Annotated in this window: 12 protein-coding genes; 7 read left to right on the top strand and 5 right to left on the bottom strand. The window is 71.9% G+C overall.

Annotation, left to right across the window (positions count from 1 at the left end; all coding sequences use genetic code 11):
* Positions 1-42 precede the first annotated feature (42 nt).
* Both OG214_RS15770 and OG214_RS15765 read right to left on the bottom strand, forming a co-directional pair.
* Positions 43-3123 carry a glycosyltransferase family 2 protein gene (locus OG214_RS15770; RefSeq protein WP_405985103.1) on the bottom strand — a complete coding sequence of 1027 codons (3081 nt, stop codon included), beginning with the start codon at positions 3121-3123 and terminating at the stop codon, positions 43-45.
* 171 nt (positions 3124-3294) lie between these two features.
* A complete protein-coding gene (locus OG214_RS15765; RefSeq protein WP_363080968.1) occupies positions 3295-4191 on the bottom strand; it encodes a hypothetical protein in 897 nt (298 codons plus the stop codon).
* Between the two features lie 137 nt (positions 4192-4328).
* Between OG214_RS15765 and OG214_RS15760 the strand changes: the two genes are divergently transcribed.
* The 4 genes from OG214_RS15760 to glmM all read left to right on the top strand — a co-directional run bounded on the left by OG214_RS15760 (position 4329) and on the right by glmM (position 8810).
* Entirely contained in the window at positions 4329-5948 is a 1620-nt protein-coding gene (locus OG214_RS15760; protein ID WP_405985102.1) for an ABC-F family ATP-binding cassette domain-containing protein, read from the top strand.
* Positions 5949-6246: 298 nt separating this feature from the next.
* Positions 6247-6690 carry a 50S ribosomal protein L13 gene (rplM, locus tag OG214_RS15755; protein WP_363080971.1) on the top strand — a complete coding sequence of 148 codons (444 nt, stop codon included), beginning with the start codon at positions 6247-6249 and terminating at the stop codon, positions 6688-6690.
* A gap of 42 nt (positions 6691-6732) precedes the next feature.
* Positions 6733-7260, top strand: a complete 528-nt coding sequence (gene rpsI, locus OG214_RS15750; RefSeq protein ID WP_363080972.1) for a 30S ribosomal protein S9 — start codon at positions 6733-6735, stop codon at positions 7258-7260.
* A gap of 191 nt (positions 7261-7451) precedes the next feature.
* Positions 7452-8810 carry a phosphoglucosamine mutase gene (gene glmM / locus OG214_RS15745; RefSeq protein WP_363080973.1) on the top strand — a complete coding sequence of 453 codons (1359 nt, stop codon included), beginning with the start codon at positions 7452-7454 and terminating at the stop codon, positions 8808-8810.
* Between the two features lie 198 nt (positions 8811-9008).
* On the opposite strand, the gene OG214_RS15740 is transcribed toward glmM, so the two are convergent.
* The 3 genes from OG214_RS15740 to coaA all read right to left on the bottom strand — a co-directional run bounded on the left by OG214_RS15740 (position 9009) and on the right by coaA (position 14290).
* Entirely contained in the window at positions 9009-11933 is a 2925-nt protein-coding gene (locus tag OG214_RS15740; protein WP_405985101.1) for an RING finger family 4 domain-containing protein, read from the bottom strand.
* 235 nt (positions 11934-12168) lie between these two features.
* Positions 12169-13242, bottom strand: coding sequence for a DUF389 domain-containing protein (locus tag OG214_RS15735; RefSeq protein WP_405985100.1), 1074 nt, complete (start codon positions 13240-13242; stop codon positions 12169-12171).
* A 52-nt stretch (positions 13243-13294) separates the two neighbouring features.
* Positions 13295-14290, bottom strand: coding sequence for a type I pantothenate kinase (coaA, locus tag OG214_RS15730; RefSeq protein ID WP_363082538.1), 996 nt, complete (start codon positions 14288-14290; stop codon positions 13295-13297).
* 163 nt (positions 14291-14453) lie between these two features.
* Here coaA and glmS point away from each other — a divergent pair, with 163 nt between their 5' ends.
* The 3 genes from glmS to OG214_RS15715 all read left to right on the top strand — a co-directional run bounded on the left by glmS (position 14454) and on the right by OG214_RS15715 (position 18345).
* Positions 14454-16301: a glutamine--fructose-6-phosphate transaminase (isomerizing) gene (gene glmS / locus OG214_RS15725; protein ID WP_363082537.1), complete on the top strand. Its 1848-nt coding sequence runs from the start codon at positions 14454-14456 to the stop codon at positions 16299-16301.
* Between the two features lie 117 nt (positions 16302-16418).
* Positions 16419-16787, top strand: coding sequence for a holo-ACP synthase (locus OG214_RS15720; protein ID WP_363082536.1), 369 nt, complete (start codon positions 16419-16421; stop codon positions 16785-16787).
* Positions 16788-16791: 4 nt separating this feature from the next.
* Positions 16792-18345 carry an NAD(P)H-hydrate dehydratase gene (locus OG214_RS15715; protein WP_405985099.1) on the top strand — a complete coding sequence of 518 codons (1554 nt, stop codon included), beginning with the start codon at positions 16792-16794 and terminating at the stop codon, positions 18343-18345.
* Positions 18346-18423 lie beyond the last annotated feature (78 nt).

Below are 18423 nucleotides of genomic sequence, written 5' to 3'. Positions count from 1 at the left end.
GTCCCTCTGTCCGCCGTGGTGCGCCCGGTGCATCTTCCGTACTCAGGGGCGCCGCAGGCGTCGGCCCACCCGGCGCAGCAGCCCCGGCGTCCTGGGCTCGGGCGGCTTGGGGGCGGCCACGCGCAGGGAGAGATCCGTCTGCGGATTGGTCCAGTACGGCGTGATACGGCGGTCCGGCGCGGTGGGGTGCGGTACGGGCGTGAGCCGCTCGGGGACATCCGGGCCGCGCAGCGCTCCGAGCCGGGCGGTCTTCGTCCAGCCGAGCGCGGTGAGCCGTACGTACAGGTCCCAGACGCCGTCCTTGAGCGGTGAGCCGTCCACGGCGGTGGCGGGATCGAGAAGCGCGGTCCCGGTGACACCCAGGGTGGTGTCGTCATGGCGGACGGTGAGGTCCGTGGGCAGCCGGTGTTCGGCGCCGCCCGCGCGCTCGCGCAGGACGAGCACGGCGGTGGCCTTCCCGGGGGAGGCGCCGCCGGTGAGCGGCTCGCTCGCGAAGCGCTCCCGCAGGGCGGGGGAGAGGCCGGTCGGGACGAGGGCCGGCTCGCCCTCGCCCGTGGTGGTGAGGCCCAGGGGGGTTCCGGCGGCCAGAGGTTCCGCGGTGAAGGCGATCCGCAGCCGCCCGCCGTCCTGCCACGAGAGCGCGTCCAGCCGGGCGCGGCAGGCGACGGAGGCCTCCCAGCGGGTGAGCGCCAGAAGATCGTCCGGGCGGTCGTCGGTGATCAGTCCGACGGCCAGCCTGCGCGCGGTGGGCAGTCCCGCCACGGCCGTGGGGGAGACGCCGTGCACGACGACCTCGCGGATCTCGTGGAACAGCTCGCGCCGCGCGTCCTCGTCCAGATCGAGCAGCCGCTTGCCGCTCAGCCGGTCCAGGATCTCCACGCGCAGCCACCGCCGGTGCAGCCGGTCGCGCGCTGCACCGGGCCCGGTGAGCGCGTCGGTCAGCTTCAGAAGCCCGCTCAGCGCGCCGTAGAACGCCGCCGGGGGCACGGGCGGCGCGGGACGCGCGGGTCCGTACCGGTAGCAGACATGGCTGCCCAGGACGGCCGTACGGCCCGCCCGCAGGGTCGCCTCGGCCGTGAACGCCTGACCGGCAAGGGGACGGTCCTCGGTGAAGCGGATCCCGTGCTCGGTGAGGAAGGCGCGGTCGAAGAGCTTGTCGGGGGTGAGGCTGTCGGCCAGCGGGTCCTTGGCGAGGGTGGCCCGGGGCCGGTCCCGTACGAACAGCTCGCGGGGCACGGGTCTGCCCTTGGCCGCCGGCTTGCCCGCGACGATGTCGGCGTCGTGCTCGATGCCGTACGCGTACATCCGCTCCAGGGCGTCCGCGGTGAGACGGTCGCCGGGCTCCATGAAGATCACATACGAGCCGGTGGCGGTGTCGGCGCCCGCGTCGCGCGGCTCGGTGCCCGGCGTGGTCCCCGCCACCTGGATCACCTCGACATCGCGGGCGGGCAGGGTCTGCGCGGTCAGTGAGGCGAGGGTGGACTCGACGGCCGCCGGATCCGCTCCGGCCGTGGGCAGGACGACGCTGATCTTCGGCGGACGGGGGCGGGGCGCCGCGTCGGTCGCGCGTACGGTCAGGGCCAGACCCTCCCCGTCGAGCGCGGCGGTGATCCTCCGGCCGCCGAGGATCTCCGGATCGGGCAGGTCCACCTCGTCGGGCGCGGTGCTCTCGCCGAGGCGCGCGTACCGGTCGAATCCGGCGCCCATCAGCCGGATCCGCACCTCCCACACCCCCTCGGCCAGCGGTGCCCCACCGGCGGCGCGCAGCGGGTCCACGGCGAAGGTGCCGCGTACGACGGGACGGACCAGCACGGTGCCGTCACCCGCGGCGTCCTCGGTCCCCGGCGCCGGCTCCTCTTCGAGCACGAGGGACGTCTCGCGCGGCATCACCCACTCGTGCGCGGTCTTCCCGTGGCGCAGCAGCACATCGGCCTTGAAGCTCTTCAGCTCGTCGGTCACGTCGACGGGCTCGGCGAGGACACCGTCCGTCAGGGCCGGCGCGAGGAAGTACCGCTCGCCGCGCCTGGCCAGCAGCAGCCCCGAGCCGCCGGGGCCGGGATCCCCCTCGAAGCGCGCGGTGAAGGAGGCCTTGAACCGGTCGCGGTTCCAGACCGGCCGCCCCACCGCGCACCGGGCCACCAGATCGCTCTGGCGCCGGGTGAACTCGGTGAGGTCCTCGCGTCTGTCCGCCCGGAGCAGGACCGATCTGGTGCGCTGTACGGCGGCCAGCCCCCGGTGCACCCCGTCCGTCATGAACTCCTCGGCCAGCTCGCGCACGACCTCGTACGGGTCGTCGCGGAACGGCGGGTCGATCAGCAGCCCCCGGGGCGGCACCCCGACCCGGTGCAGCATCTCCACCCGGTAGAAGCGGCGCAGCAGCCGGTCGCGCTCGGCGCCCGGCTCGGTGCCCGCGACGACCGTCGCCATGACCTGGCGCAGATTTCCGTAGTACCACCGGGGGTCCATGGCCGCGGTGCCCGCGTTCTCGGCGTCCTCGCGGGCCCAGTACGTGTAGCAGACGTAGTCGCCGAGCACGGAGACGACGGACGCCTTGAGATAGGCGCGGACCATGAAGAGCTGGTCCTCCAGGATCCACGGCCCCTCGGGGTGCACGATGCCGTGCTCGCGCAGGAACGCCGTACGGAACATCTTGTGCGGGGTGAGGCTGTCGATGAGCGGCGCGTTCCACACCGTGGAGCTCTCGCGGGTGCGGCTCATCAGACCGTACGGAACGCCCCGGCTGCGGAAGTTGCTCGCGACCTTGCCGATCACGATGTCGGAGCCGTTGCGCCGCCCCATCCCGTACAGCCGCTCCAGCGCCTCCGGCGCCATCCGGTCGTCGTGGTCGACGAACTGCACGTACGCGCCGTTCGCCTGCTCCACCCCGACATTGCGCGGCTTCCCCGGCCAGCCCGAGTTGGGGATACGGGTCATACGGAAGTGGTCGTGGGCGGCGACCAGCGCCTCCAAGTGGTCGGGCGTACCGTCGGTCGAGCCGTCGTCGACGAAGAGCACCTCGAACTCGGAGCTGGGCAGTGACTGCCGCAGCATGGACTCGACCAATGGCTCGATGTGGCTTCCCGAGTTGTACGTCGGGACCACCACAGTGACTTTGACCGCCATCCGCCCCACACCTTCTTGATGCTCACCGTTACCACGCAGGTCGCACAGACTTTACGCGGACCGCATGCGGGGTACGCCGGAGCAGCCGCGGTCAGGAGTACGGGCAGGGCCGCGGTCGGGATCGCGGCCGGCTGCGGTCGGGATCGCGGCCGGACCGGCGTCGGATCGCGGTCAGGCCGCGGGAGCGGTGGCCGCCGCCGAGGCCTGGGCACGCCCACGGCCGAAGATCTGACGGAAGGTGAACTCCGCTATGTCGTCACCGGTGGTGTAGACGTCCTTGTCGGACTCCTTGACGTCCTTGCCGCTGGTGAAGCCGCCGACCGTGAAGTAGGCGTACCGGCCTATGGAGTTGGTGACCTTGCGGCAGACCGAGGGGGCCCGGCAGAAGGTCCCGACACCGTTCCCGGAGAGCGAGGCGATCCCGCCCTTCGCCTCGGCCTTGGCCTTGAGCGCCTGCGCCTCCTGCTCGAAGACCGCGACACCGACGGTCACCGCCACGCCGTCCTTGCTGTAGGTGGCGCGGATGACCTGGTCGCAGCCGTTGGCGGCGAGGATGGAGCCGAGAGAGCCCTGGGCCGCCGCGGCGCAGTTGGTCGTACGGGTCGTGGCGCCCTTCTGGTACACGCGGTCGCCCATGGTCAGCTTCGTGCCGGGGAAGAGGGTGTCGGCGCTCAGCGGCGCCTTGTCCTTGTCGGCGCTGGAGATGAAGTCCTTCGGGTTCGGCGGGGGCAGCGGATCGACCGAGGAGAAGGTCGGCTCCGGCGCCGGGCTCTCGGTCGGCAGCTCGGGGGGCGCGGGCAGCTCGGTGGCGTTCGTGTCCGAGGCCCGGTCGTCGCCCTTGTTCATGGAGACGACGGCGGTCGCCACGATCGCGCCGACCGCGGCGGTCGCCAGCACCCCGCCGCCGATCATCAGCCAGCGCTTACGGCGCGCACGCGCGGCGGAGGCGTCGGCCAGCGCGGCCCAGTCCGGCGTCTGCGTTCCGTACGGGTCCTGTCCAGGAGGTCCGTACGGGTCCTGTCCGGGTGACCCGGGGCCGCCCCAGGGTCCCCCTTGCCCAAAGCTCATGCCGCGCAGTTTAAGGCCGCCCGCCCGCGCGTTGTGCCCCGGAGGGCGTAGAGGGAAAGGGGCGGGCGGAAGAAGACGGAAAAGGGCCGGCGGAAAAGGATTGGGTTCCGGCGGCGCCTGCCCCGACAATGCGGACCATGGGACATCTTGAGGCCGCGCATCTGGAGTACTACCTCCCCGACGGACGGGTGCTGCTCGGCGACGCCTCGTTCCGTGTCGGCGAGGGGGCCGTCGTCGCCCTCGTCGGGGCCAACGGCGCGGGCAAGACCACACTGCTGCGGCTGATCGCGGGGGATCTGCAACCGCACGGGGGCACGGTGACCGTCAGCGGCGGTCTCGGTGTGATGTCGCAGTTCGTGGGCTCGGTGCGCGACGAGCGCACGGTCCGTGACCTGCTGGTCTCCGTCGCGCAGCCGCGTATCCGCGAGGCCGCGGCGGCGGTCGACGAGGCCGAGCGCGGGATCATGACCGTCGACGACGAGGCCGCGCAGATGCGGTACGCGCAGGCGCTCAGCGACTGGGCCGAGGCCCGTGGCTACGAGGCCGAGACCGTCTGGGACATGTGCACCATGGCCGCGCTCGGCGTCCCGTACGAGAAGGCTCAGTGGCGCGAACTGCGGACCCTCAGCGGCGGCGAGCAGAAGCGGCTGGTGCTGGAGGCGCTGCTGCGCGGCCCCGACGAGGTGCTGCTCCTGGACGAGCCGGACAACTATCTGGATGTGCCCGGCAAGCGCTGGCTGGAGGAACGCCTCAAGGAGACCCGTAAGACGGTTCTCTTCGTCTCCCACGACCGGGAGCTGCTGGCCACCGCGGCCGAGAAGATCGTGAGCGTGGAGCCCAGCCCGGCCGGCTCCGACGTCTGGGTGCACGGCGCCGGGTTCGGCACGTACCACGCGGCGCGCAAGGAGCGCTTCGCCCGCTTCGAGGAGCTGAAGCGGCGCTGGGACGAGGAGCACGCCCGGCTGAAGGCGCTGGTCCACCGGCTGCGGCAGCAGGCGGCGATCAGCCCCGACATGGCCTCGCGCTACCGGGCGATGCAGACGCGCTTCAAGAAGTTCGAGGACGCCGGGCCGCCCCCGGAGCCGCCGCGCGAGCAGGAGATCACCATGCGGCTGCGCGGCGGGCGCACCGGCGTACGGGCCCTGACCTGCGAGGGTCTGGAACTGACCGGGCTGATGAAGCCGTTCTCGCTGGAGATCTACTACGGGGAGCGGGTGGCGGTCCTCGGCTCGAACGGCTCCGGCAAGTCGCACTTCCTGCGGCTGCTGGCCGGGGAGGACGTCCGTCACGAGGGGATGTGGAAGCTGGGCGCCCGGGTGGTGCCGGGACACTTCGCGCAGACCCACGCCCACCCGGAGCTGCTGGGACGCACGCTGGTCGACATCCTGTGGACGGAGCACGCCAAGGACCGGGGCGGCGCGATGAGCGTGCTGCGCCGGTACGAGCTGGAGCGCCAGGGCGACCAGCCCTTCGAGAAGCTCTCGGGCGGCCAGCAGGCGCGCTTCCAGATCCTGCTGCTGGAGCTGCGGGGCACGACGGCGCTGCTGCTGGACGAGCCGACGGACAACCTGGACCTGGAGTCGGCGGAGGCCCTTCAGGAGGGTCTGGAGGCGTACGAGGGCACGGTGCTCGCGGTCACCCACGACCGCTGGTTCGCGCGCTCCTTCGACCGGTATCTGGTGTTCGGCTCGGACGGTGTCGTACGGGAGACCCCGGAGCCGGTGTGGGACGAGCGCAGGGTGGTCCGGGCGCGGTAGCCACCGCGCGGGGACCGCGTCCCCGGGGCTGAGCCCGGGTCCGCACCCCCCCGTTTTGACCAGTGCGCGGGACCGACGGTATTCTTCTGGTTCGTTATGCGTATTGGCTTGGTCGTTCTCACGCGAGGGGCCCTTACGCCGGTCCACCGGGCCGATGACCAGCGGCAGGCAACGGGTTGCGTCCCCGTGTGCAGGCCAAGGCTGTCGTGATCGTCCGGGTGGCCTTGTACAGGACCCGTCCCCCAGGCCCTAGCGGGCCAGCGGAGACCCCATCACTGAAGAAGCGAAGGCTACGACCGTGCGTACGTACAGCCCCAAGCCCGGCGATGTGACGCGCCAGTGGCACATCATCGACGCGCAGGACATCGTCCTGGGCCGTCTGGCGACCACCGCCGCCACCCTTCTCCGGGGCAAGCACAAGCCCATCTACGCGCCGCACGTTGACACCGGTGACTTCGTCATCATCATCAACGCGGACAAGGTGCACCTGTCCGGCAACAAGCGGACCCAGAAGATGGCGTACCGCCACTCCGGCTACCCGGGTGGTCTGCGTTCCGTCCGCTATGACGAGCTGCTCGCCAAGAACCCCGAGAAGGCCGTCGAGAAGGCCGTCAAGGGCATGCTCCCCAAGAACACCCTGGGCCGTCAGATGCTCTCGAAGCTGAAGGTCTACGCGGGCGACCAGCACCCGCACACCGCTCAGCAGCCGGTCCCGTTCGAGATCACCCAGGTCGCGCAGTAGTTCCGGCCACCCCCTAAGACGAAAAGAAATCTGAGGAGCATCGTGGCCGAGACCACTGTTGAGAACCCCGTCGAAAGCGCGGAGGCCGAAGAGACCTTCGACGCGGTGACGACCTTCGAGTCGGAGGTCCCCGTCGAGGGTGAGTACACCTCCGAGTCCCTGGCATCCCGCTTCGGCGACCCGCAGCCGGCCGCCGGCCTGGGCCGTCGCAAGAACGCCATCGCCCGCGTCCGGATCGTCCCGGGCAGCGGAAAGTGGAAGATCAACGGTCGCACCCTTGAGGACTACTTCCCCAACAAGGTGCACCAGCAGGAAGTCAACGAGCCCTTCAAGGTGCTCGAACTGGACAACCGCTACGACGTCATCGCCCGTATCTCGGGTGGCGGCGTCTCCGGCCAGGCCGGCGCGCTGCGCCTCGGTGTGGCCCGTGCGCTGAACGAGGCGGACGTGGACAACAACCGCGCCCCGCTGAAGAAGGCCGGCTTCCTGAGCCGCGACGACCGCGCCGTCGAGCGCAAGAAGGCCGGTCTCAAGAAGGCCCGTAAGGCCCCGCAGTACAGCAAGCGCTAATCGCTCGCTGGCCGGTCCAGGCATTACGCCTCTACGGCATTCGTTCGCCCCGGCGGCACTCCGTGCTGCCGGGGCGTTCGTTTTCTTGGTGATCTCGGGCGTATAACAGCATTAGGCGCTCAATAGTTTGCATTTTCGGAGCATTTTCGCTCGGAGCGGTGATGGCTCGGAGTGTTCTCGGAGGGAGAGCTGTGGGACGACTCTTCGGTACGGACGGCGTGCGCGGTGTCGCCAACGCCGATCTGACGGCGGAGCTGGCGCTCGGTCTGTCGGTCGCGGCGGCACATGTGCTCGCCGAGGTGGGGACGTTCGACGGGCATCGGCCCACGGCGGTGGTCGGGCGCGATCCGCGTGCGTCCGGTGAGTTCCTGGAGGCCGCGGTCGTGGCCGGACTCGCGAGCGCGGGCGTGGACGTCCTGCGCGTCGGTGTGCTGCCCACCCCCGCGGTGGCGTATCTCACCGGCGCGTTGGGCGCCGACCTCGGCGTGATGCTGTCCGCGAGCCACAACGCCATGCCGGACAACGGCGTCAAGTTCTTCGCGCGCGGCGGGCACAAGCTCGCGGACGAGCTGGAGGACCGGATCGAGGCGCTGTACGAACTCCACCGCACCGGTGCGCCGTGGGAGCGGCCGACGGGCTCCGGCGTGGGCCGGGTCCGTACGTACGACGAGGGCTTCGACCGGTATGTGGCGCATCTCATCGGGGTGCTGCCGAACCGGCTCGACGGGCTCAAGGTCGTCCTCGACGAGGCACACGGCGCGGCGGCCCGGGTCTCACCCGAGGCCTTCACCCGGGCCGGGGCCGAAGTGATCACGATCGGCGCGGAGCCGGACGGACTCAACATCAACGACGGCTGCGGCTCCACGCATCTCGCCCCGCTGAAGGCCGCGGTCGTGGAGCACGGCGCGCACTTCGGCATCGCGCACGACGGCGACGCGGACCGCTGTCTCGCGGTGGACGCGGCGGGCGAGGAGGTCGACGGCGACCAGATCCTCGCGGTGCTGGCCCTGGCGATGCGCGAGGCGGGCACACTGCGCGGGGACGCGGTGGTCGGCACGGTGATGGCCAACCTCGGCTTCAAGATCGCGATGGAGCGCGAGGGCATCCATCTCGTGGAGACGGCGGTCGGCGACCGGTATGTGCTGGAGTCGATGAAGGAGCACGGCTACGCCCTCGGCGGCGAACAGTCGGGCCATGTCATCGTCCTCGACCACGCGACGACCGGCGACGGCACGCTGACCGGTCTGCTGCTGGCGGCCCGGGTCGCGGCGACCGGCCGTACGCTCGCGGATCTCGCGGGTGTGATGCGGCGGCTGCCGCAGGTGCTGGTCAATGTGCCCGATGTCGACAAATCGCGGGTACACACCTCGGCGGAGCTGGCGGCGGCGGTGTCCGAGGCGGAATCCGAGCTCGGCACAACGGGCCGTGTCCTGCTCCGCCCCTCGGGTACGGAACCGCTGGTACGGGTCATGGTCGAGGCGCCGGACATCGACCAGGCGAGCTCGGTGGCGAGCCGTTTGGCGGACGTGGTGAAGTCGGCGCTGGGCTGAAGCGGGCCCGGACTGACGGACGGTCCGCGCTCGGCGGACGCGTTGTCTGCCTTCGGATCGCCCGGTCATGACTGAGAAGGAACGATCCGGCGGCTGTCGGCCGCCGGGTCTCGAAAGGCGGGTCTCGGCGGCCGGTTCTCGAACGGTGTGCGGGGGCGGCCGGGTCCGGCCGCCCCCGCATCCGCTGTCGGTCCGGGCTTACGCGACGGCCAGCGCGTTGACCACGTCCGTGGCCGTCAGCAGATGTACCGCGTCGGCGTTCAGCCCGGCCGGATGCAGGGCGTACACCTCGGAACCCCCGGTCAGGGCGATGTCCCCGCGTACGAGGAAGGCCAGCTCGGCCCCGGTCAGGTCGAGGCCCCGGTCGAGGCCCAGGTGCAGATCCGGGTCCGGATCCGGATCCGGGGCCGGGCTCAGTCCCAGGTCCGGATCAAGATCGTCCACGGGATCCTGGGCCGGGGTCCCGATACGGGCCGCGAAGGCCGGGGCGTCCTCGCCCTCGTGCCTGCGGTACGTACTCGCCGAACCGTCGGTGTGGCGGACGACGACCGTGCGGGCACGCGCGGCCGCCTGCCAGACCGCCAGTTCGCCGAGACCGACGCGTGCGCCCGACGCGAACAGATCGTTGAGGCTCCGGCCGAGCAGCGCGATCCTGTCCACATGCCGGTGTACCGCGTGGTGGGTGCCGGACACACCCTGGACGACATCCAGCCAGCGCATCGTCCGGCCCGGTATGTCCAGGAGCAGCGGTACACACGCCCGGGACGTACCGGTCAGATCGAAGCGCTGCTCGACCGTACGCGGATCGAAGATCTTGCCGTGGCCGGGCGGTTCGTCCCGGACCATGAACCCGGCGAAGGCCGCGCCCAGTTCGGCGAACGGCACGTTGTTGTACGAGAGGCAGAGCGCGACCGCGTACCGCGCGCCGGCCTCCTCCAGCCGGGCGAGGTCCAGATCGATGAACTCGCTCGCCCCGCGCGGGGGAGGCGCGCTCGTCAGATCGCCGGAGTGCACCGCTCCGCTGCCGGCGAAGCGAAGCTTCGTGTAGTCGCAGGTGCCGATGTGCTCCCACCGCTCGTCGAACAGGGCGAGGGAGAGGTCCAGATCGGTACGGCCCGAGGTGTCGCTCTCCATCCAGTGGAGGAACAGCCTGAGGGTCTTCCCGGCCCGGCCGGCGTCGTTCCCGCTGATGTCCGTGTCCGGGCCGCTGTGTGCCTCCGGCAGGGGCAGCTCGCTGCCGCGCGGGAGTGTCACCAGCGCCCGGGACGCGGTCCGTTCCGTGAACGGCGCGATCACCCCGTTCAGCCCGGCGTCCACGACGGCCAGACCGACCGGGCCCCGCGCGGCGGCCCGTCGTACCACTTCGGCGGTGAGCGCGCGGACGGCGTCCTCGGCCGGGCCCGCGGGCAGCGGTGCCCGGGTGTCCTCGCTCACATACACCCGCGCGCCGCCGCCCTTCGGGAAGAAGACGCGGAGGAGATCCCCGGGCCCGCGGCGGCTGCGTACCGCGCCGAGCGTGGAGAGCAGCACGGCCGGGGACACGCGCGGCAGCGCGGCGGCGAGCGCGTCCACGACGATGCCGCCGCCGTCGGGTCCGGCCAGCCGCAGCAGATGGTCGAGCCGGCGCAGCAGCTCGCCCGGCCGCTGGGAGAGCAGGGCGGTGGCGGCAGGGATGTCGCGGTCGGCGAGAGCGATCTCGACACGGCGGCCCCAGGCGTTCAAGGTGACCTTGGCGCCGGACGTGTCGACCGAGCGGGATGTGTCGGCCGCGCCGGACGCACTGACCGTGTCGGCCGTGCCGGTCGCGTCGCCGCCGGTCGTGGCACCGGTCGTGGCATCGCCGCCGGTTGTGCCGGGGCCCGCGGACACCTCGATGTCGGCGGTCGTCTCCGCGGCCGTACGGAGCGTGGCGCCCAGACGGTCGTCCGACAGCTCGGTCCCGCGCAGCGCCGCCACGGCGAGAGCGGCGCGCGGGTGGCGGGCCGCGTGCTCGAAGGGGTGCAGCGCGTGGGCCGCGCGGATCCACAGGCGCCGGTAGCGGCGCATGTCGGCGACGGCGTGCGCCGGGTCGAGCGCGTCGAGGGCGGCGAGCAGGGCCCGGCGCACCGGGCGCGGGACGGGCGCGATACGGGGCATGCCCGCCAGCAGGGGCTCGCCGCCCGACAGGACGGCGAGCAGACGCAGGATGTCGGTGGCCGTGTCCAGGCGGGCGGTGACGGCGGGCAGTACGGCGGCCCGGGTCTCCGGCGCGTGCAGCAGCCAGGCCAGGACCCGCGCCTTGGTCTCCCGGCCCGGAAGGTTCGCGGGCAGCCAGTCCAGCTCGGTGCGGGTACGGGTGCCGAGGAAGACGGCGAGATCGTTCGTCTCCTGCGCGGAGAGCGCGGCGGTACGGGCGAGGAGCCCGCGCAGTTCCTCCCCGGCGGCCTCGGTGCGCGCGGCGAGGCCGCCTCCGTACGAGAGGACCCGTACCCGCTCCGGGAGGGCCTGGCGCCGTCGGAAGGTGAGACGGGGGCGGGAGGGCAGCAGGAACGGGTCGTCGGTGCGGATGGTCCGGTGGCAGACGGGGCAGGCGGAGAAGTCCGATCCGTCGAAGCAGTTACGGCAGACCAGATGCGCGCAGGGCGAGACGGCGTGGACGGTATCGACGGCCCCGCACAGGACGCACGGCTGGTGCGGGTGCTGGAAGAGGAGGGTCAGCACCCGGTTGACGAAGTACCTGCGCGTGTCATGCGGTGTGCTGTCCGGGAAACGGCGGAACAGGGGCGTGTGATCACGGTCCGAGCCGAGCGCCCCGTCGATGTCCGTGAGCAGCGCGCGTCCGGCGGCGGCCAGTGCCCCGGCGGTCCGCGCGGCGAACGCCTGACGCAGCGGTGCGGAGAGCAGGAAGCCGCGCTCAAGGAGATCGGCCTCCAGCAGCGCGACGCCCGCGTGGCTCTCCGGGACGGCAGCCGGGCTCTCCGGCATGGCAGCCGGGCTCTCCGGCGCGGGGGCGATGCCGGCCGCGGGCAGATACACGGCGCCCCGGCGGAGCAGCAGCGTGATGGCGAGGCCGCGTGCGCCGGCGTCGGCCGCGTCGTCCGCGTTGTTCGCGCCCGTACCGTCCGGGCGCGTGGTGGTGGTCATATCCGTCGGTCCCCCCCCGGGTGCCCGGCGGGGCGCCGGGCGTAAGACGCCGCGTCGCCCTGTACTCCCGTACGGGCGACGCGGCGCTGAAGTAGGTGCGCGGGGCGGAAGGTTGACGCGCTCGGGATTCATTTGCAGTGAAAGAGAAGGAAGCACGTCCGAGAGCCGCCCGGCGCTCGCTGAAGGTATCAATGAGGTGATGCCCGACGCACCCGGGATTCCACGCGGCTCTTCGTCACACCGGCGGCGTGCCCCCGGACCCGGTCCCTGCCCCGGTCCCGGTACGGCGTTCGCGCTCGCCGCGCCCGCTGTACCCGGTGCGTCCGATGCGGCTGGCGCGTCCCACGCGTCCGATGCCGCCGGTGTGCCCGTCGCGCCCTGTCCGTCGTCGCTGGGCCAGCGCCCACAGTCCCTTCTGGGCGAACAGCGTGAGCGTGCCCGCGACCAGGATGCCCGCCAGATTCAGCAGGAGCTGGCCGCTGGAGCCCCAGACCTGGTCGAAGTCGCCGTACCCGAGCGCGACCGCCGCGTTGGCGGCGGCGGGGACGGTCGTCACCGAGATCGCGACCCCGACCAGCGCGCCCGATCGGGCCGAGGTCAGCGAGAGCATCCCGGCGACGCCCGCGAGCACGGCGACGACCAGCGAGAACGGATCGGGATTCCAGATGAAGGCGGTGTTCGCGCGCTCGGCCTCCAGCATGGCGGGCGTGAAGAGCCCGAAGGCGTCCATCAGCAGGCTGAACGCCGTCGTCAGCGCCATCGCCACCGCGAAACCGCCGACGACCGCGACCAGCGAGCGCCACGCCAGCCGCGGGGCGCGCTGCACCAGCGCCGTACAGACCCCGGCCAGCGGGCCGAACTCCGGGCCGACCGCCATCGCGCCCACGATCAGGATCGCGTTGTCCAGCACCACACCGCAGGCCGCGATCATCGTCGCGAGGGAGAGGAACGCGAGATAGGTGAGGGAGAGCGTGGACTCCTCGTGGGTCACGTCCTCCAACTGCTCCCACAGCACGGCGTCGGCGCCCTCGCCCGGAGCTTTCTCCTCCGCCTCCTCCGCCCGTCTGGAGAGCGTCAGATCGATGTTCTCGACGCTGATCGAGCCGATCTCGTCGATCCCGAGGGCACGCAGTCCCGAGATCAGCTCGTCGCCCGCCTCGCGCGCCACGTCGCACATGACCAGATCGCCCCGCGGATCGCGTGCCGCACCGGGCACGACGGCGAGATGGGTCGTACCGACGGTGCTCTCGACGGTCCGTACGACCTCGTCGGTACGGTCGGCGGGCACCAGCAGACGCAGATGCAGCAAGCGAACGGCTCCTCGGGGTTCGGGCTGTCGGGTGGGTCGGGCTTCCGGGCGCTCAGAGCTTACGGAGCGAGAGCCGCTGGACCTTGTGGTCGGGACCCTTGCGCAGCACCAGCGTGGCACGGCTCCGGGTGGGGGCGACGTTCTCCAGCAGATTGGGCCGGTTGATGGTCCGCCACATGGTGCGGGCGTACTCCAGGGCCTCGTCCTCGGAGACCTGGGTGTACTTCGTGAAGTACGAGGCCGGGTTCTGGAACGCTGTCTCGCGGAGCTTGCGGAACCGGTTCAGGTACCAGCTCTCGATGTCCTCGGCGCGGGCGTCCACGTACACACTGAAGTCGAAGTAGTCCGCGAGCCCGACCCGCGTCCTGCCGTCCTTGCCGGGCAGCGCCGGCTGGAGGACGTTGAGCCCCTCGACGATCAGGATGTCGGGGCGCCGTACGGTCAGCAGCTCACCCGGCACGATGTCGTAGATGAGATGCGAGTAGACGGGCGCGGTGACCTCGTCCCTGCCCGCCTTGATGTCGGCGACGAACCGGGTCAGGGCCCGCCGGTCGTACGACTCGGGGAAGCCCTTCCTCGACATCAGCCCGCGCGCCTTCAGTTCCTCCATCGGCAGCAGAAAGCCGTCGGTGGTGACGCGCTCGACCCGCGGATGCTCGGGCCACCGCGCGAGCAGCGCCTGCAACAGCCGGGCCACCGTCGACTTCCCCACGGCCACACTCCCGGCGACCCCTATGACGAACGGCGTACCGCGCTGCGCGCCGTGCCCGTTGCCCGCGTCCCCGAGAAAGGTGTTGAGCGCACCCCGCAGCCCGGCCGTGGCCTGGACATAGAGGTTCAGCAGCCGCGACAACGGCAGATAGACGTCCCGCACCTCGTCGAGATCGATGACATCCCCCAGCCCCCGCAACCGCTCCACCTCCTCGGCGGTCAGCGGCAACGGAGTCTTCTCCCGCAACGCGCTCCACTCGTCCCGGCTCAGATCCACATACGGGGTCGGCCCGTGCTCCCCCCGGCGGAGGACACTTCGTGGCGACGAATTGATCACGCCCCATTGTCATCTCTGACCACCACTCCCGGAGGGTGTGCTCGGTCACGTACCGGGCGCCGGGCGGGGCGGCCGGGGCCGGACGAGGTACTCGGGGGGTGGGACGGGGGTGGGGGGTTCGCCGTTACGGGAGGGGCGGGGGTGGGCGCCGTAGGCTGCCGACATGTGCGGAATCGTGGGTTACGTCGGCGGACAGTCGGCGCTTGATGTGGTCATCGCGGGCCTCAAGCGGCTCGAATACCGCGGGTACGACTCGGCCGGGGTCGCCGTGCTCGCCGATGGGGGGCTGGCCGCCGCGAAGAAGGCGGGCAAGCTCGTCAATCTGGAGAAGGAGCTGGTGGAACGGCCGCTGCCGGCCGGACTCACCGGCATCGGACACACCCGGTGGGCCACGCACGGCGGGCCGACCGATGCCAACGCCCATCCCCATCTCGACAACGCCGGGCGCGTCGCCGTCGTCCACAACGGGATCATCGAGAACTTCGCCGCCCTCCGGGCCGAGCTGGCCGACCGCGGCCACGATCTGGGGTCGGAGACCGACACCGAGGTCGTCTCGCACCTCCTCGCCGAGGCCTTCTCCTCGTGCGGCGATCTCGCCGAGTCGATGCGCCAGGTCTGCCGGCGGCTGGAAGGCGCCTTCACCCTGGTCGCCGTGCACGCGGACGAGCCGGACGTGGTGGTCGGGGCGCGCCGCAACTCACCGCTGGTGGTCGGTGTCGGGCAGGGCGAGTCGTTCCTCGCCTCGGACGTCGCCGCGTTCATCGCCCATACGCGCTCCGCGATCGAGCTGGGCCAGGACCAGGTCGTCGAACTGCGCCGCGACGGCGTGACGGTGACGGACTTCGCGGGCGACCCCGCCGAGGTCCGCTCGTACCACGTGGACTGGGACGCGTCGGCCGCCGAGAAGGGCGGTTACGACTACTTCATGCTCAAGGAGATCGCCGAGCAGCCCAAGGCCGTCGCCGACACCCTCCTCGGCCGGATCGACGCCGAGGGCGCGCTGACCATAGACGAACTGCGTATCCCGCAGGAGGTGCTGCGGGAGGCCGACAAGGTCGTCATCGTGGCGTGCGGCACGGCCTTCCACGCCGGACTGATCGCGAAGTACGCCATCGAGCACTGGACGCGGATGCCCTGCGAGGTGGAGCTGGCCAGCGAGTTCCGCTACCGCGACCCCATCCTGGACCGGCGCACCCTGGTGATCGCCATCTCGCAGTCCGGCGAGACCATGGACACGCTGATGGCCCTGCGCCACGCCCGTGAGCAGGGCGCGAAGGTGCTGGCCATCTGCAACACGAACGGTTCGACCATCCCGAGGGAGTCGGACGCGGTCCTCTACACCCACGCGGGCCCCGAGGTCGCCGTCGCCTCGACCAAGGCGTTCCTCACCCAGCTCGTCGCCTGCTATCTGCTGGCGCTCTATCTCGGCCAGCGGCGCGGTACGAAGTGGGGCGACGAGATCCGGGCCGTCATCAAGGACCTGTCGCAGATCGCGGGCGAGGTGGAGCGCGTACTGGAGACGATGGAGCCGGTACGGGCGCTGGCGCGCTCCCTCGCGGACAAGCGGACGGTGCTGTTCCTGGGCCGGCACGTCGGCTACCCGGTCGCCCTGGAGGGCGCGCTCAAGCTCAAGGAACTGGCGTACATGCACGCCGAGGGATTCGCGGCCGGTGAGCTGAAGCACGGCCCGATCGCGCTCATCGAGGAGGATCTGCCGGTGGTGGTCGTCGTACCGTCGCCGCGCGGGCGTTCGGTGCTGCACGACAAGATCGTGTCGAACATCCAGGAGATCAGGGCCAGGGGCGCCCGGACCATCGTGATCGCGGAGGAGGGCGACGAGGCGGTGGTGCCGTACGCGGACCATCTCATCCGGATCCCGGCGACGCCGACGCTCCTTCAGCCGCTGGTCGCCACCGTGCCGTTGCAGGTCTTCGCGTGCGAGCTGGCGACGGCGCGCGGCAACGAGGTCGACCAGCCGAGGAATCTGGCGAAGTCCGTCACGGTGGAGTGAGGCGGAGTGAGGTGGAGTGAGGGCGGGATCATGGATCCGGCTCGTGTTCGGCTCACGGCTCGTCTACGGCTCACGGTCCGGCGATCGTCGAGCGACGTTGGTTGAAGGGATGGCGGAGTGATTATCGGGGTGGGGATTGACGTCGCGGAGATCGACCGGTTCGCGGAGTCCTTGGCACGGACTCCGAAACTGAGCGAACGCCTCTTCTCCGAGCGGGAGTTGTACCTCCCGAGCGGCGAGCGGCGCGGTATGGCCTCCTTGGCGGCTCGCTTCGCCGCCAAGGAAGCCGTGGCCAAAGCCCTTGGCGCGCCGGGCGGACTGCGCTGGACCGACGCCGAGGTGTGCGTGGAGGACAGCGGGCAGCCGCGGCTGCGGGTGCTCGGTACGGTCGCGGCGCGCGCCGCCGAACTGGGCGTACGGAGCTGGCATGTCTCGCTGAGCCACGATGCGGGAGTGGCGTCGGCCGTGGTGATCGCGGAGGGTTGACCGTATGCGTATCGCTTACAGCGTGGAGACCGTCAGAAACGCCGAACGGGAGCTGATGGCGCGGCTGCCCGACGACGCGCTCATGCAGCGCGCCGCGGGCGGCCTCGCCGTCGCCTGCGCCGCTCTGCTGCGAGATCTGCTGGGCCGGGTGTACGGGGCGCGGGTCGTCGTACTCGCCGGGAGCGGGGACAACGGCGGTGACGCCCTGTACGCCGGGGCACGCCTCGCCCGCAGAGGCGCCGGTGTCGCGGCGGTCCTGCTCGCGCCCGACCGGGCGCACGCGGGCGGGCTCGCCGCGCTGCTCCGCGCCGGCGGCCGGGTCGCGGACGGCACAGGCGGGGACGGTACCGGCGGAAGGGTCGCCGGTGGCGCGGACGGTACCGGCGCAGGCGGCGCGGGCGGCGCTACCGTCCGAGCCGGCGGACCCTTCGCCGTACTGGCCGCCGCCGATCTCGTCCTGGACGGCATCACCGGTATCGGCGGGCACGGCGGGCTGCGTCCCGACGCGGTGCCGCTGGTACGGGCGGCCCGGGACTCGGGCGCGGTGGTCGTGGCCGTCGATCTGCCCAGTGGCGTGGAGGCGGACAGCGGCGAGGTGGCGGGCGAGGCGGTGCGCGCGGACGTGACGGTCACGTTCGGTACGTACAAGCCGGGCCTGCTGATCGATCCCGCGCGCGAGCATGCGGGCGCGGTTCGGCTCGTGGACATCGGGCTACGGCCGTATCTGCCGGCCGTCGCCGAGTTCGAGGCGCTCCAGCACGCGGACGTCGCGCGGCTGCTGCCGGTGCCGACGGGCGAGAGCGACAAGTACCGGCGCGGTGTCGTCGGGATCGTCGCGGGCTCCGCGCGCTATCCGGGCGCGGCGGTGCTCGCCGTGGCGGGCGCGCTGCACGGCGGGGCCGGAGCCGTACGGTACGTGGGCCCCGGCGGTGACGCGGTGATCGCCCGTTTCCCGGAGACGCTGGTGCACGAGGGCCCGCCGTCGAAGGCGGGCCGGGTCCAGGCGTGGGCGATCGGCCCGGGTCTGGGCGAGGGCCCGGAGGTCGGCGAGGGACACGGCGTGGCGGAGGTGCTGGCCTCGGACGTACCGGTCCTGGTGGACGCGGACGGCCTGCGGCTGCTGGACGCGGCGACGGTACGGAGACGGACCGCCCCGACCCTGCTCACCCCGCACGCGGGCGAGGCGGCGGCGCTGCTGGGTGTGCCACGGGAGGAGGTCGAGTCGGCCCGGCTGACGGCCGTACGGGAACTCGCGTCCCGGTACGGCGCCACGGTCCTGCTCAAGGGCTCCACGACGCTGATCGCCGATCCGGACAAGGACGTTCCGGTCCGCGTCAACCCGACCGGTACGCCCTGGCTCGCCACGGCGGGCAGCGGCGACATCCTCTCGGGCCTCTCCGGCGCGCTCCTGGCCACGGGCCTCCCGCCCCGCGACGCGGCGTCGGCGGCGGCCTACCTCCACGGCCTCTCGGCCCGCCTCGCCTCGAAGGGCGCCCCGGTCTCGGCCCTGGACGTGGCAGCCCACCTGCCGGATGCCTGGCGGAATGTGAAGGAGTGACGGGTGGAGGTGCCAGGGCGGGCCGTACGGGCCTGAGGGGGACGCGGATCAGGCCCGTACGGCCCGCCCTGGGGCGCG

Origin of the sequence: Streptomyces sp. NBC_00872, assembly GCF_045161915.1 — a bacterium.
Lineage (GTDB): Bacteria > Actinomycetota > Actinomycetes > Streptomycetales > Streptomycetaceae > Streptomyces.
The sequence above is the reverse complement of the archived record's forward strand: the minus strand, read 5'-3'. Positions and strand labels throughout refer to the sequence as shown.